The sequence below is a fragment of the Kovacikia sp. CALU 1929 genome (genome assembly GCF_056784235.1).
In genome coordinates, this window is sequence record NZ_JBXBCF010000099.1 from 17300 (window position 1) to 33358 (window position 16059).

The 16059-nt window shown below is 42.7% G+C and carries 11 protein-coding genes; all 11 read right to left on the minus strand.

The window, feature by feature from the left end; translation table 11 throughout:
- Positions 1-1164, minus strand: a complete 1164-nt coding sequence (locus AC1S52_RS27815) for a glycosyltransferase (RefSeq protein WP_482032297.1) — start codon at positions 1162-1164, stop codon at positions 1-3.
- Positions 1165-1489: 325 nt separating this feature from the next.
- Positions 1490-2701 carry a DegT/DnrJ/EryC1/StrS family aminotransferase gene (locus AC1S52_RS27820; RefSeq protein WP_482032298.1) on the minus strand — a complete coding sequence of 404 codons (1212 nt, stop codon included), beginning with the start codon at positions 2699-2701 and terminating at the stop codon, positions 1490-1492.
- 156 nt (positions 2702-2857) lie between these two features.
- On the minus strand, positions 2858-3865 hold the full coding sequence (locus AC1S52_RS27825; protein WP_482032299.1) for an aldo/keto reductase: 1008 nt from the start codon (positions 3863-3865) through the stop codon (positions 2858-2860).
- A gap of 1 nt (position 3866) precedes the next feature.
- Complete coding sequence (locus tag AC1S52_RS27830) at positions 3867-4682, minus strand: phytanoyl-CoA dioxygenase family protein (RefSeq protein WP_482032300.1); 816 nt, start codon at positions 4680-4682, stop codon at positions 3867-3869.
- Positions 4683-5033: 351 nt separating this feature from the next.
- Positions 5034-6092, minus strand: coding sequence for a glycosyltransferase (locus AC1S52_RS27835; protein WP_482032301.1), 1059 nt, complete (start codon positions 6090-6092; stop codon positions 5034-5036).
- A gap of 118 nt (positions 6093-6210) precedes the next feature.
- Positions 6211-7446, minus strand: coding sequence for a glycosyltransferase family 4 protein (locus tag AC1S52_RS27840; RefSeq protein WP_482032302.1), 1236 nt, complete (start codon positions 7444-7446; stop codon positions 6211-6213).
- 377 nt (positions 7447-7823) lie between these two features.
- On the minus strand, positions 7824-9551 hold the full coding sequence (locus tag AC1S52_RS27845; RefSeq protein WP_482032303.1) for a hypothetical protein: 1728 nt from the start codon (positions 9549-9551) through the stop codon (positions 7824-7826).
- A gap of 601 nt (positions 9552-10152) precedes the next feature.
- The gene (locus AC1S52_RS27850) at positions 10153-11316 is read right to left on the minus strand and encodes a glycosyltransferase family 4 protein (RefSeq protein WP_482032304.1); all 1164 of its coding nucleotides are present in this window, start codon (positions 11314-11316) and stop codon (positions 10153-10155) included.
- A gap of 244 nt (positions 11317-11560) precedes the next feature.
- The gene (locus tag AC1S52_RS27855; RefSeq protein ID WP_482032305.1) at positions 11561-13393 is read right to left on the minus strand and encodes an ABC transporter ATP-binding protein; all 1833 of its coding nucleotides are present in this window, start codon (positions 13391-13393) and stop codon (positions 11561-11563) included.
- A 138-nt stretch (positions 13394-13531) separates the two neighbouring features.
- Entirely contained in the window at positions 13532-14770 is a 1239-nt protein-coding gene (locus tag AC1S52_RS27860) for a glycosyltransferase family 4 protein (RefSeq protein ID WP_482032306.1), read from the minus strand.
- Between the two features lie 19 nt (positions 14771-14789).
- On the minus strand, positions 14790-15917 hold the full coding sequence (locus AC1S52_RS27865; protein ID WP_482032307.1) for an NAD-dependent epimerase/dehydratase family protein: 1128 nt from the start codon (positions 15915-15917) through the stop codon (positions 14790-14792).
- Positions 15918-16059 lie beyond the last annotated feature (142 nt).

Here is a 16059-nt window from a genome sequence, read left to right on the forward strand (position 1 = left end):
TCAATCGCTCAGAACATGATCATAGATTTCTATTAGCCTACGATAATTCTCTGATGCCATGTATTTTTTTTCAAACTCAGTTCGTGCCTCTTTTCGCATTTTAACTAGGGCTTCAGGGTGAGTAATCATCCATTCTACCTGGGTCGCTAAATCTTGTGGATTACCGGGTTGAAACTGAAGTCCAGTTCGACCATGATCCACCAACTCAGCGATCGCTCCAATATTGGCTGCAATCACTGGCGTTCCCTTGGCAAATGCTTCTACCGCAACCCGACCGAAAGTTTCATACCACTTTGACGGAAAGATTAACGCTGTAGCTGATCCCATTAGATCATAAACTTCTGTTGCAGGAAGACGACCCATCCACTTAATCACAGGTTGCTGTTCCATCGCTTGTATCACCAGGTTGGATAAAGGACCATCACCCACAATTTTAAGGGGGATTTTTTCACCTAGCTGCTTCCAGGCATCCAGCAGCGTATCCAATCCCTTTTCCACTGACAACCGTCCAACATAGAGTGCGAACCCGCCATTTCCATCTCCTACGCCTGGATCAGGATGAACAAAGTTAGGTTTAACTACAATTTTGTCTGCTGGAAGTCCACCCTCAATCAGCTTTTCCCGCGCGAAGTTAGTTAGGGCGATATAAATATCGACCAGGTTATTCCAGGTGCCTATCGCCTGATGAATGGTAAGCATTCCTGCCGTCACTGCACTGGCCGCCCTATTTTCTCGATAACAACTGTGGATGATTCCTGGATAAGGAATCAGCTTACCCAAACAATCTTCACAAACTTGCCCATCACGAAAAAAGAGTGCATTGGGACAAAGCAGGCGATAGTTCCGTAAAGTTTGAACCACAGGAACACCCGCTTCCCTCGCTGCGTAATAAATCGAAGGAGAGATTAACGGGAAAAAGTTCTGGACATGCACAACATTGTGGGATTGGCTCTTTAAGCGTTGCCGCACTAGCTGAAATGACTCTTGGGACCAAATGGTACGGATCGCAAGTTGAATAGGATTAAAATCATCAATTTGCTTATTGCTTACCTCGTAAGTACTGACTTCGTGCCCGTATTCTTTCAGAAGCTGCTCCTCCGAAGCCCGGGACTCATCTTCCCCACCACGAATTTGGTAAGCGTTGTGAATACTTAAAATACGCATTTCGGTTAAACTTTCAGTGGAACTGCCTCGAATCTATCGTATCTCTCATTGCATAACTCCAGGTAGAAGCAGATAATTTCCAAATTTAGCCAATGCACAACAAAATATCTAAACCGATTCAGCTTTCGGAATCACTGCTCAACTATGATTTGTAACGAGACAGTGGAAAAGATGCCTATTCAGTTCTTAAGAATCGTGGATTAGATAAGTTCGAGGATTAGGTAGGGGTTGGTTTATCGATGTCGTAGCTCAGTTAATAATCGCACCGATAAAACCACCCGAACAGGTTGTGGACTTATTAATGAGTGCTGAGGATAAACAAGCGTTATCTCGCAGCAGAAACAATTTGACGTACTGCTGTAATCACATCCTGAACATCTTCTTCTGTCAAGCGTGCCGATAGTGGCAAACTGACCGTTTGCCGCCCAACCCTCATGGCGTTAGGATAATCTTCCGGTTGCCAACCAAAAGTTCTTTGATAGTAAGGATGCTCCGGGATACTGAGATAATGCACCCCAACGCCGATATTATGGGCTGTCATCGCATCGAGAAACATATCCCGACTGATACCTACCGTTTCGTCATCAATTAAGAGCGTATAAAGGTGATAACCGTGACGATCGCTTGGCTCTGGATCGGCTGGTAGGATCACTGGCAAATCATTAAAAGCTGCGTTGTAAAGGTTCCAGATTTCCTGTCGCCGCTGCCAATAGGATTCGACCCTCTGTAGTTGATGAATCCCAATTGCTGCCTGAAGATCCATCATATTATATTTAAAGCCACAATCTACAACTTGGTAATGCTTGTAACCTTCATCACCAAAACGTTTCCAGGCATCTTTACTCATTCCATGGAGTGCAAGAACCTTAATACGGGCAGCATCTTCCTCACAACGAGTTAGTATCATACCGCCCTCACCTGTGACAATGTTTTTTGTCACATAGAAACTGAAGCAACCAAAATCACCCAAGGTGCCCGCTTTTTGCCCTTTATACTCTGTCTCAATAGCGTGAGCGCAGTCCTCAATCACCCTCAGATTGTGGTCAGTTGCAATCTGAAGCATTGCATCCATATCACAAGGGTGCCCAGCCATATGAACTGGAACAATAGCACGGGTTCGAGCAGTGATGCGTTCTAGAATTTGTTGTGGATCAATATTTCTGGTAACCGGGTCAATATCTGCTAAAACTGGAGTGCCACCAGCATGGATAATTGCGTTGACAGTAGCACAAAAGGTCAAGGGGGTTGTGATTACTTCATCCCCTGGCTTAACACCAGCAGCTAAAATACTAAGATGAAGTGCAGCCGTACAGGAATTAACAGCAACAGAGTATTTTGCGTTCTTGTAAACAGCAAAATCTTGTTCAAACCGAGCGACCTTTGGACCTGTCCCCAACCATCCACTTTTCATCGTAGAGACAACTTCTAGAATTTCAGCATCCTCAACCACAGGAGCACCAAAAACCAAAAAGCGATCCTTAGGGCGTACTGGGAAAAGGTTCCGATTTTGATTGGGCTGTATATTCAACGAAACCATAACTACGAACCTCTAAAGTTTAAGCTTCTTTGAGCATGAACAGGTTAATCAAAAGATTGCAGGAACTATCGCTTGTGAAGCAATATAGCTTCTGCTCTCCATTGTTTTGGGGAAGATGCCAGGAAATGTCCAAGTAGAAATACTTTTCAACAGAAGTTACCTTGTAAATAGCTTCATAATTTTCCCTATCGCCTTCTGTTTGAATTGGGAGCGAGAGTAGGAGCGTTGAAGCGTTTGACCCAGTCTTTCTAAAGTAATGCGAACTTTCGGGTCAAGGTGATCTAACTCAACCGCTTTCACTGCATTTTGGTAGTCTGCTAAATCTTTTCCACCCAGGACGATTGAATGAGTTGTATCAAAATCAAGCAAATACCGCAGAGCTAAAGCGACCATTGAGGATCCTTCAGGAATGTATTTCTCAAAAACTGCATATTGTTCCGTCGCTAAGCTACCCATCCAAAATCGACGAATATCATCTTTTGAAAGAGTCGGTCTATGATGAAAGTACTTTCCGGACAATAGACCTCCTTGAAATGCTCCCCGAATCAGGGAGCCAAGATTGTTCTCTTTAACCAAACCAAGCATCTCAGATGGATGAGTCATCAGGGACTGTGAAAACATCACCACATCAACAGCTTTTCTTTGGATCAATTGTTTTAGGGTAGCTTCATTGTTTGTTGAAATCCCATAGAATCGCAACTTACCTTCTTGTTTCAACGTCTCCAAAACCTCTCTTCCCTGATCAATGCAATCTGGGGAAGGAGGGGTGTGATAGAGATAGATATCCACATAGTCAGTTTTGAGTCGGTTCAAACTGCCTTCAAGGCTAGCTCGAATAGTCTTGGGGGTTGAATCGACAATTCGCTCACCCTTCTCACCTTGTCTCAATCCGAACTTAGTACTCAATATCCATCGATCCCTTCTGCCATGAATCGCTTCTCCAATACGACGCTCTCCTTCACCTGCACCATAAATTTCCGCAGAATCTATCAGGTTGATCCCCAAATCTTCACAGGCACGCATTAAATTGATTGCCTGATCGCGTCCCACTTCCGGAAACCCATCGTCCTTTCCATCCAACACCAAAGGTCCACTCAACTGCCAAGAACCTATTGCGATCGCAGAAACTTTGAGGTTGGTTCGTCCTAACAAGCGATATTCCATATCAACGAACCTCTACTGTTGGTGCTGACTTATCTTTTCCTAATAACTTACGAGCTAACCGCTTGAGTTTCCCATCCATTCTCATGTTGTACTTCAGATGGTTGGCAAAATTTTGTGCCCCTCGATAAGTTTCTACAAACTCTGGACAAGACTTACCATCTCTAGCAATGACAAAATATGGCGGCTCTAGGAATGGATCAAAGTAGTCTAAAGACATGTACTCAAGCACATAAGCCCAACGTGCAGTTTGAGTGATGTTAGGTGTAGTGCTATGTAAGCAGAATGATGAAAATATAACGACATCTCCAGGTTCAGCTTCAATCAGTACTGGGTTCTCTGGGACACCATCATAAACCTGCTCGTTTCCAACTTTTTTGTGAGGCAGAATTTCCTTATGACTTCCCGGCTGGAGCCAAAGCCCACCATTATCAGCAGTCATCTCAGTGAGCGCAATCCAAAATTGGAAGTGCCCATCTTTCAACTTGTTGTAGCCATTGTCCTGATGCCAGGGGAAAGTATCTGCTCCGGGTCCTTTTGCAACAGCCTGGTCATGCCGCATCCAGATATCAGGACCCGTCAAATCGTTCAAAAGGTCAACGATTTTTTGCTGGGCAGCAAATTCCTGCAATTCTTCACTGTATAGAAAGACGTTACTGTAAAAAGTCATTGCTCCTTTCGTCAAACGATCTTTACTATGCGGACGAGGAGCCGACTTAATCTTTTCCATGAGTCCTTGAGCTTCTTCTTTGGAAAAGAAACCTCTAAGAATAACAAAGCCATTATTGTCAAATTCTTCTCGCAGAGTTTGCCCAGCCATAAAAACCTCGTGCTGTTAAAGAGTGAGTTGTGGTGTGTTAATAACCCCAACAAAAGGATAATAGATCTTTAGGTGTTTTTATGTAAAGGAATGATGTTTTCAAGCGTAAGCAAGGCATTTTTTTGTAAATCCCTGGTGAAAACTCGTAATACCAGTTCAATATGAGTTTGCACTTAACAAGGGGCTTAAGCCCCTTGTCTACCAGGCTTTCTTCTGTGCAGCTTCAGAGAAAATGGTTTAAGCTATCAGGTATCAGTTTTCCAAAGGTGTTTTTGGTCAATTACTCTAATCCTTTAAATTCCAATCTCGTAAACCATCTCATCAAAAGCTTGAAAACCTGCTACTTAAGAATTAATGGGATGAACATAAAACAGACTGATAGAGGCTTTCCAAGCCCCGAGTTTGTTTGTACAGGTCAAAATGAAGTCTGACTCGTTCTTGCCCACTTAAACTAAAGCGTTGCCAAAGATCACAATCCTGTAATAGCTTCGAAATATACTTGGCGAGTTGCTGCCAGTCTCGCTCGGCTGCAAGAAATCCTGTTTCTCCATGGATTACAGCTTCGGGAATTCCCGCATGAATAGATGCTACTACAGGTAACCCCATTGCCTGTGCCTCAAGCATCACGGTGGGCAATCCCTCGGAATCACCATTAGCGGCTGTTACACTTGGCACAACAAGAAGCTTTGCGCGCTCGATCCACTTTTTGCACATATCTGGTGGTTGGGTACCTAGAAATTGATATCTACACAATAGCTTGGCTGCTAAGTCTTCTAATTCCTGCCTTAACGGTCCATCTCCGATCATTACAAGTTCAACGTCAGGGTTTTCGGCTTGAATTGAAGCCATTGCCCGGATCAAATACTCACACCCCTTCTTCTCTGTCAGACGCCCCACAAACAGGACCGCTGGTTCGCGTGGTACTTCAGGGTCAGGTTGGAGGAACTTTGTATCTACCCCAATGTAGTGTGCTACCACCTTGTCAGGTGGAAATCCCTGCTCTAATAGCTTCTGCTTGATGAACCCGGAGACGCCAATGAAAAGCCGGGCTTCACGCTTTAAAGCAGCTTGACGCTGGAAATAAACTTGCTGAGTTAGGGAGCTTCGCTTTGAAGTTGCTTCCGTCAACATAGAATCTAGCCCATAAAAAGTAGTAATTAGTGGCAAGTTCAACCGTTTCGTTACGGGCAGTGCCAGAGCGCCATTTACTCCAAAGTGGGCATGAACCAATGCAGGCTCTAATTGTTGGATTTTTTTATCCAGTGATGGAGAATACCCTGTCAGCTTGAATGTTGCTTCTTTGGCTGCGCCTAAAACATTTCCTTGATTGATGACAAAGACGCGATCGCTGGGCAATGTCAGCCCCTTAACAAAACGAGAACCTACATAATAAGGAGTAAACTGTTGCAAAGTCTCTCCCTGGGCGCGAATAAAGGTTTCAGAGGGTGGCAAAAGCAGACCGCTAAAAAAGATAATGGGGGAAGACATAACTTAAATTCGGTAGTGGATTACATGTAAAAAGGGAGACTCACAGACAGCTAGCGACATGTTCCTGGTAGGTTTGGCTCAGTAGCAGGGCTTTTGCTTCCCAACTGTAAGTTCCCTTTACGTGTCGTTGTCCTGCTTCTCCCATTGCTACCCGTAATTCTGGGTCTTTCGCTAAGCGAACCATAGCTTTAGCTATATCTGCTATGGCTTGATCGGGCGTGAGAGTAGCTACCTTAAAGCCTGTCTCCGGAGTGACCTGAACTGCTGGTCCTCCCAAATCTAAGCAAATAACCGGGCATCCCGCTGACATAGCTTCCAGGCAAACAAAGCCACCTGACTCATGCAAACTAGGATGAACTAGCGCCAGACATACATTCAATTTATGTAGAAGGTCAAGCCGAGGCATTTCATTCAAAAATTTGACCTGAGAGGCAATACCTAAATCCATGGCAAGCGCTCGGAGTTTTTCCTCTTCTGCACCTTTTCCAACAATCCAGTACTCTGCATCCTGTGGTAGCGATGCTTGGGCAAATGCTTGTAGCCCCAAATGAAAACCTTTCCAGTGTAAGAAACGCCCAACGCTGATAAATCGCATAGAAGTTTGTTTTGATAGCGAATTCTGCGCCATTTGCTGGATCTCTTCAGCCGATAAGCCAATCTGAGAGAGGATCTGCACATTTCTGCTGCCTATTTTCAACAGGCGTTGAGCAGTATCTTCAGTTGTCGCATAGGCAAGACAACTACGGCGAGCCGTAATCCGTACAAAGGGATCTTGTTCCCCCAAAGCTCGTGCCCAATTTCTTAGAGTTTCATATAACTTATTCCGCAAGTTAAAGTCTTGCCAAAAGGCTGTGGGTGCAGACTCCCCACCACCGACCGGACCCCAAACGAAGGGAACAGGGAGGAGCGCCAAAAAGCTTGGGGAAGAGTATCTAACGTAGGTAACATGATGGACAATATCTAGCCTTACTTCATGGTGCAGTTGGCTAGCGACAAAATAAGCCTTGATTTGCCAAAGGTAGTAGTGGAGATGTACCCCCTGCAAACCACGCTTCCACCAATTAACTCCAGGTAAATCAAAGTAGATAAAGCTAATACCAGTAATAGGGTTCTTCGCAAGCTCTGCCTCAATCATGGGTTGATTGTCTGATCGCGTCAGAACCCATACGTCATGATACTTTGCCAATTCTTTAGCTGTGTTCCAACCGACTCCAGGTTCGGACCCCATGCCTGGACGACAAGAATAAGCAGAAATCAAAACCTTTAAGCGCGACATTCCAAGTTTCTCGATAATGCTAACAATCACCTTGACACAAAACACTTTGTAAGAGGTCTTCGTTCGATTCAGAGCTATATTGAGGAATTATCTAAAAGCTGCAATTGCCCTCATGGCGACAACATACGCTCAAGCAGAAGCAACATGAAAGTAATAAAGTAAAATAAATATTTATGGAATTTGACATTCTAAATCAATGGTATAGCAGTTATTCGAGAGATTGCATTTGGGTAATGAGAAATCCTGTGTAAGTTTAAACTCTCTTTAAAGAGAGGGTTTCTTCTTTGCAGAAATTCCATCTTTGGCTGAAGTAGCTCACCAAGTTCTGTATGTCATCCATAATTAGCACCTCTAAACTGTTCTGTTTCAGTATTAAATCAATTGCTTGTGTTAGAAGACATTGAGGTATTGAGGGAAGACTGATCAGCACTTTGACTACGAAATTTGAGATCCAGATTGTTCCAAGACATCTTCAGGTAATTGTCAAATTTATTAACTAATACCTCAAATGCTGGTGTTTTTTTAGTCGCTATCTGCAATGCAAATCCTATTGCTGCTTGGTTTAACTTGGAAAGGTGAAACGTTTTTGCTTTGCCTGACCATAACACTACATCAACATAAAGGCATGATCCCCCTTTATGAATTTTGCATTTGCTAGAAGTGTAGCCAAGCTGTGCATATGGAATTAAGATTTGAAAATATAAGCCACTATGACAAAAGCAAAGTGGTGATCCCAAATCTATAAATGACGGAAGCTCTGCTGTAAAATCATTTACATTCAAAAAGCCACCGAATTCAAAGCGCAACTTTAGATCTCTCGTTGAAATTTTCAGATCGTGAATTTGACCCCAATTGATATAAGGGTTTACAGGATGAATATTTGTAGCGAAAGAGACACCAGCCAAAACATTCCCTTCACTTTGAACACTAAAAAACTGTGCCGCAGCAAAATCAACCCCATTATGCAAACAGCGTACCCGCAAATATTTTGGTTGGCTTGGAGTCCCCCAATAGGCAATCAGTGGTCGTCGTTGATGCCAGAAGTCGCTGTAATTGATCGTCCCCAGGGAAAAAGTGGGAGTTAAATAGGTTGTTAGAATTTGGGCGGGTATCTTTTGAGAAAGCGTTTGGGAGACTGTCCGCGGCTTATTTAGGGATAAAAAAAATGGTTCTAAGTCAGGAGGGCAGGGTAACAATAATCGATGCTCATCCAAAGTAGGGTGAGCATCCGCAACTCCAAAATTTACGTGTTCTGAGGTAGACCGCTCAATTAAGGCGATAACATCTGCTTCAAGCAGTGTGCTGTAGCTTCTAGAGTGAGGACCTGCCCATTGCAAAGTGGATAGATGGAAATGGTGAGAAATTTCCTTCCATACCAGTCCATAGAGATTTTCAACCAGTCTCTTTGCCTCAAAATCGATGACATCCCGTCGTAGATGTCCTAAAGTTTGCAGCGTAACGATTGTATAAGTTGGGCTGTTGTACTCATTAAAATTACCTTGTTCAAAGGTATAGTCATAAAAATCACGAAGACGAGTGGCAGCGTACTTATATAAGTTGGTTATTTTGTAGATCTGAGCAGCAATCAGAGTTACATAAATACCCATTACAGCAATGTTCGTATATTCATGAGGAACATTGCGCCGTTGAATGGCCTTTGCTGCATGCAAAATAGCAGCATCAACTTGGGCGATCAAATTAGGGGGCAGGCTGTAACGATGATGGAGAGAAACCTGTAGCAGATCCTTACTCAAGAAATTGCACCAGTTTGGATCAGGCTGCACTATCTTGAAAAGTTTTTCTTCTAAGTATTTGGGCCAAACTCCATACGTTTTACTGTTTGGGTTTTGATCTTGAAGGGACAGGATTTGTTGCAATATTTTTATTGCACGCTGGTGCATCTCCTGATCATTTGTATCTAGCAGAGCCACAGCGTAACCAAGCGACTCGCGCGTTGGATGAACAGGAAAACCCTGAAGAACTTTGAATGCCCCAGATGATTGAAAGGGAACTCTTAGCATTCTTGCTAAAGAGTCATACTTTCGATGAAATGGTTTTAGTGCTTTGTGAAGACAAGTAAGCTTTTCCTGTGGTAGAAGATCCATAAAATTGGTAGAAAACCCATAATAAAAACAGGGAACTGATCTCTTCGGACGCTCTGGGATAAAATTACGGTTTTCAATGTAGACAAAGTTTAGGATATAATTAGGTTTGTCTGTTGAAGATATTAGATCTACTGGGAATAGTGGTTAAATTCTAAAAAATAGCTGAAACCAGACTTCAGAAATTACGTTCGAAAATCGGTGGGAGTTTATTGGATTAGATTTTAGAGGATTTAAATTCATTATGCAGTACTTCCATCAAGGGTAAGAAAAAACTATAAAACTGATATAGATGTGAGAAAAATCGCACCTTCTAATGCGATTAACTATAGTGCAATTAATATATATTCAATTGAATTAGAAAATTGATTCACAAGAACTTTACCCCCTTTTCATAACAAATTCATCGTTTTCTAAAGCGGTATGGTAAGAATCCATTAAACGTTCGTAATTGCTAGCCGTAGTATACTTTTTCTCAAATTTGGCCCTTGCTTTATGATGTACCCCGTGAACTGGACAGAGTAAGTAAGAGAGAACCGCTGCACAATAGTCCAGAGAAAATACTGAGTAGAAAAGAATATGCAGCGAAAACAATACAACCAGATTAGGTGATTGCTTCACTTTCCATAACTAGCTTTGTCACTTCAGCTAGACACTTAGCCGCTATATCTGGGGTATATTGCGCCATGATCTGTTTCGATCGTTCTCCCATCGTAGAGATCGCCTCTGGGTGATCTAAAAACTTCTGCATCAAGTCGGCTAACTCCTGCGAATTCTGGGGAGCAAAAACATATCCATTCTCCCCATGTGCAATGAGTTCTGAAGTTCCTGCTCCTTTAGAACACAATATCGGCTTGCCGAGTAGCATCGCTTCCAGGGTGACTACACCCCAAGTATCTTCTAAAGTCGGAAAGACAAAAACATCGGCTTTCTCGAAGTAGTTGCCAATTTGGTCGTAAGAAACTCGCCCAACCCAACGAACGCGATCGCTCAGATTGTGCTCCTGACAAAACGCCTCCAGTTCAGGCTGCTGAGAACCATCCCCCACAACCAACAAAGTGTAACACTCATACCCACGAGCTTTCAGAAGAGAGCATGCCTCCAGTAACACTGGCAAACCCTTACGAGGGATCACATGTCCAACAAAAAGAAAAATTGGCGACTCTAAAGAGGAAAACACCTCCGCTTCAAATTGATTGTTACCACCGGGCAACGTTCTTTCATCCGGAATTTCGTAGGGTTGAACAAACACACGATCAGTTTTAGCTTTCAGAAAATCAATCAAATATGCCTTCCCTCCATCACTGTTGGTAATGCAGGCATCCGCCAGCCAAACCATCAAACGTCGTATAAACAACCGTACCGCCGAGTTACGATAGTCAACTCCTGGAGAACTGCCCTCATAGGCAATAATCACCCGATACCACAGCAATGGCTTAAGCGCTAATGCCAGAATCGTCCACATCCCAAATGAACTGGAAAAGACGACTTGGGGACGTAGCCGTAATAAAGCTCCAACGATTCCAGGTGACAGGGAAGTAAAATTATCGCCGTACCCAGTCTCATCCCGATTCAATTCAATGACTTTGAACTTCCCAACTATTTCAATCTCAACCGTATCTTCAAGTCCTTTAGCAAAACCAGGAAAACGCGCTGTATACACAATGGTTTTCGGAAATAGGCGCGTAAACTCGCTCACAACAGGCTGCCAGTAAAACCACGCTACAGGCAAAAGCCAAGCGACGCGAAGACTATCAGCACTTTGCATATCAAATTTTCCCAAAAATTCAGAGGTTTCAAAGTCATCATGCCGTATTCTTTCTGGTTTCCGTTAGTGCGATTCTCAAACTTTACAGGCTATATGTTTTCGGAGGAAATTTCCAGATTATCTCAAGAATCAGTAAAGACAAGTGAACCAGTCCGAATAATTAACAGAGTATTGAAGCGACCGATCTTCTTCAGAAATATAAAATCAAAAAAATCGATGGCTGAGCGATCATAAAATTTATAAGCTACAAAGATTTAGCATTCTGCTCTCCTAAAACAATTTCCTGGTAACTGCCGCACTTTACTATTTCACCTTTATCCATCGCATAAATCCGATCACAATGCTTAACCGTTGTTAGACGATGAGCAATAATAATCATGGTTTTAATCCCACTAAGGGCTTGAATGGCTTCACTAATCAAATTTTCTGTTTCATTGTCCAAGGCTGAGGTTGCTTCATCAAGTACTAAAATTTCGCGTTCGTGATACATAGCTCGAGCAATACCAATTCTTTGGCGCTGTCCTCCTGACAAGCGCACACCATGTTCTCCAACAATGGTTTGGGTTCCTTCTGGTAATTGGTTGATTAGCTCTAAAAGCTGTGCAGATTGGATGGCTTTATCTAGCCGCTTCCAATCGATGAGATGATCGGGAGTACCATAAGCAATATTTCGCGCAATCGTGTCGTCAATCAGAAAAATAGTTTGAGGAATATATCCAATTAAGTTTTGCCATGAGCGCAAAGCACTATAGACCGAGAGTCCATCAACCTGAATGTCTCCTGATTGAGGAATTAATAATCCTAATAAAACATCAACTAAGGTCGTCTTGCCCGCTCCTGAACGCCCAATCAGGGCAATCGATTCACCCTTACGAAGAGTTAAGGAAATATCGGCAAGAGAATTTGAACTACCTTCGGGATAGCGATAATTAATTTTATCAATAACTATTCGATCTTTGAATGGAATAATTGATTCACGGAGAGAAGAAGAAGGATTAGAAACAGTATACGAAACATTACTTGGAACTACGCCCTGCGAAAGCTTGATATAACTGATAGCCTCTGGCGATTCCGCCTCCTTCAAATCCAGATAAATCTTATCGAGAGTAGGTTGAAAGTTTCGGAGCACTCCAAGATTTGACATGAGTTGGCTAGTGGAGGGCAATAGGCGAACTGAGGCGATCGCGAAAATACCCAGGACTGAAACCAGGTTGTCAGAACGCTGATCAAAAACTAAAGATATAGAAACAAGCCCTACAACGAAAGTAATTAGAAGAGACTCAATAGTGATTCGAGGAAGAATTTGAAAGACATGAAAGTTAGTGGCTACTCTAGCGAATCTATTAACTTGAGTGCTGAGTTGAGCTTCGAAGTAATCTTCACAGCCAATGACTTTTGTTTCCTTCAGCCCTCCAATGGCATGGTTAACAATACGTAACATCTCTGTATTCGCGTCAACCCCGTCCTTGCCCCAACGTACAAGTTTATGTCTGAAATAATGAAAGGGCAGAAAGGCAACTAAGAGAAGTCCTAATATGCTTACTGTTGCCACGAAATCTGTCTTTGCCAACAGCAGAACAAGGACAACCAGCACAAACACACTAGCAACCGAATTCAAGAGTGGAATCGCCACAGAATAAGTGAATTGCTCACTTTCCTTAATAATATTTTGAATTAGGTGGGCAGAATTGGTTCTCAGATGAAACGTATATGGCAGGGATAAATAAGTATGTAAAAGCCTTCGACGGAGTTTTACCTGCTGGGTAAAGCAAAATTTATAGACATATCTTTGAATTAAATAATAGAAAAATGATTTGAAATAAAATATTGCGATGATTATTAATCCCAATAAAGCAATGAACTGGTTGACACTATTTATCTTGGAATAGCCATAAAGATTGGACAACCAGATATTTTTATAGATTAATTCCGGATTCGTTGCCAGTCCAATAAAAGGTCCAACTAGACCAATACCCAAAGCATCAAATATAGATACTGCAAGGAATGCAAATAAAAGAATTAAAAGCTCAATTTTTTTTGCGGAAATCACATACAAGAATCTTGACAGATATTTCATTTACTTCTATCTCCTACTGCACCTTTCAAAGGGCTATTCCTTGTAAGCAAACTATTTTCAAGACTTAAAAAAATATCTTCATGTATCATGAAAGTCTTATTTGCCAAAACTCCTAGAAAAACTTATCTTGATCTAGGTTTACTTACTTCCTAAAATATTTTCGTATAGTGACAAATAACGATTTGCTTGAATTTCAGCGGCAAATTCTCGCAAACTCTTTTCCCGCGCATAGAACTGGAGTTTTTGATGACGCTCCCTGTCTTCTAAGACCCAAGCAATCCCCTTAGCCAAATCTTCAATTTCAAAAGGGGTAGCTAGATAGCCAGTTTGCTGGTGATCCACAACGTCTTTTAAGCCAGTTGCATTAAAGGCAACTACAGGTGTGCCGCAAGAAAGAGCCTCAGAAGCAGTTTGACCGAATGCTTCCTGAGTGGATGGCACGATCATCACATCTGCTGATGAATAGACTAATGCCAGCGTAGTATCATCGTTTAAGCGTCCAACATAATGAGCTTTAAATTCTAAATCAGTTAGCTGTTCAGGTTGTGAGGGCCCAAAAATAACCAGTTCAATCTGATCTTTCCATCCAGCTTGGCTCAGTCTTTGGAGTGCAGGAAGTAACAGATGGAAGCCTTTCCGTCGATCTTTTGTACCCCCAATTGCACCAAAGAGTACCAGTTGCTTATCTTGTGGCAGATTCAGCGCCTCGCGAGCAACTTGCTGATTGATTGGCTTATATTTTTTAGTATCCAGACCCAAGGGAATTACTTCTACGCGCCGACCCTTAAACAGAGAACTAGCACGAGCGCAATCAGCCATCCACGAGGTAGTCGCGACAAGGGTCAAATTAGCATTTTTCCAGGACTGAGCTTTGCGCTTCCAGACCCAACGTGAGAGATCCCATGAGCGGCTACTATGCAATTGTGGACAGTCACCGCAGGACTCTTTGTAATTTTCACACGTTTGGATATAGTCACATCCTCCCGTGAAGGGCCACATATCGTGAAGAGTCCAAACTAGGGGTTGACTGAACTTAGCGATCGTTTCAATTTGGAGGTAGCCGTTACAAACCCAATGTAAGTTAATGATATCCGGGCTAAGCTGCTTAGCTCTTGAGGCAAATACATCTGGAAACCACTGCGGTGAGAACATAGCGGCGCTACAACTAGGGTAAAGCCGCAAAGGTAGACTAGATAGTGAAGGTCCTAGCTTAGTTAGTATAGACTTCTCACTGAGAACTTCTTTATCTGCGCTAAATTTAGCACGTACCAGCATCTGAGAGGTACATCCGAGAGCCTGTAATCCCTGATTGAGGCGATATGCCGCCCGTGCTCCTCCATTATCGATATCGGAAGTACTCAGATGTAAAATTTTCATTCCTTCCACACCTTTATACTTAGCGATGTTGAGTTAGTAATAAACCTTTCTGCTCCATTTCTTGCAAAGATGCCTGCAAAGTGTTTTGGTGCAAAGGTTCCTGGTCTAGGTACCACTCCAGGTATTGTGCGAGTCCTGCTTTGAGAGAGGTTGGCTGCCAGGTTCCGAATAAGGATTCGTATTGTGCCATATCAGCAACAGCATGGCGAATATCACCCACTCGGAAGCGACCCGAAATTCTGAAGTCTGCTTTCTTACTCACAAGTTGGGCAATGGTTTCCACAACTTCTAGCAGAGTTACACCTTGTCCACTCCCGACATTGATCACCGAAGTCAGTGGTTGTACAGCAGTTGCACATTTAATCACAGCTTCAACCACATCTCCAACAAACACAAAATCTCGCGTCACTAGACCGTCTTCAAAGATTTCAAGTGGGTTTCCTTGAACGATCGCGTTAGTAAAAATACCGATGATACCTGTGTAAGGATTTCCCAGCTCTTGCTTCGGGCCATAAACATTCTGAAATCTTAGGGTAACCAAATCAATATTTTGGCTTTCACAATAGTTTTGCAGTAACTGCTCCTGCCAAAGTTTTGTCAATCCATACACAGATGTCGGTTTGGTCAGGTAATTCTCCTGCATCGGCAGAGCAAGAAGCTTCTTACCTAGATCGTCATAAATGTCCCAAACTCCTTTCTGCAAGTCTTCTAAACGACGTCCTTTAGGATAGTAAACTTCTTTGCCATCCGTATAAGCACCATCACCATAGACTGCTCGACTAGATGACAGAACGATACGACGAGGTTTATGATGCAGTGTGGAGATAAGTTGCAAGAGCTTTGCTGTTCCATTCGCATTGTGCTGAACATACCGACTGATCTCATACATCGATTGGCCCGTACCAGTTTGGGCTGCAAGATGGATTACGACATCAGTCCCTTCAATTACCTCTTTATAAGCCTCAATTTCCTGAACATCTGTCTGAATGCACTTTGCTCGTGCTTTCATTTCAGGAGCAAAATCTAATGAACTACGATGAACTTGTTCATCAAGGGAGTCAATTACAACGATCTCAGCCTCGGAAGGTAGCTTCTCAATTAGCCACTTCCCAATGAAACCGGCTCCACCAGTGACTAGAATTTTCATGAGTATTTCTATTCCTACTAATCAATGATCCCTGGTTAACTAACAAAAGCCTGAAAAGCCCATTTGGTTGTAGGGGCAAGTTTTGACTGAAATCTTTTTACTAACAGATTAAGGTAGGAGCTAAAACCGCCTATACAAAGAT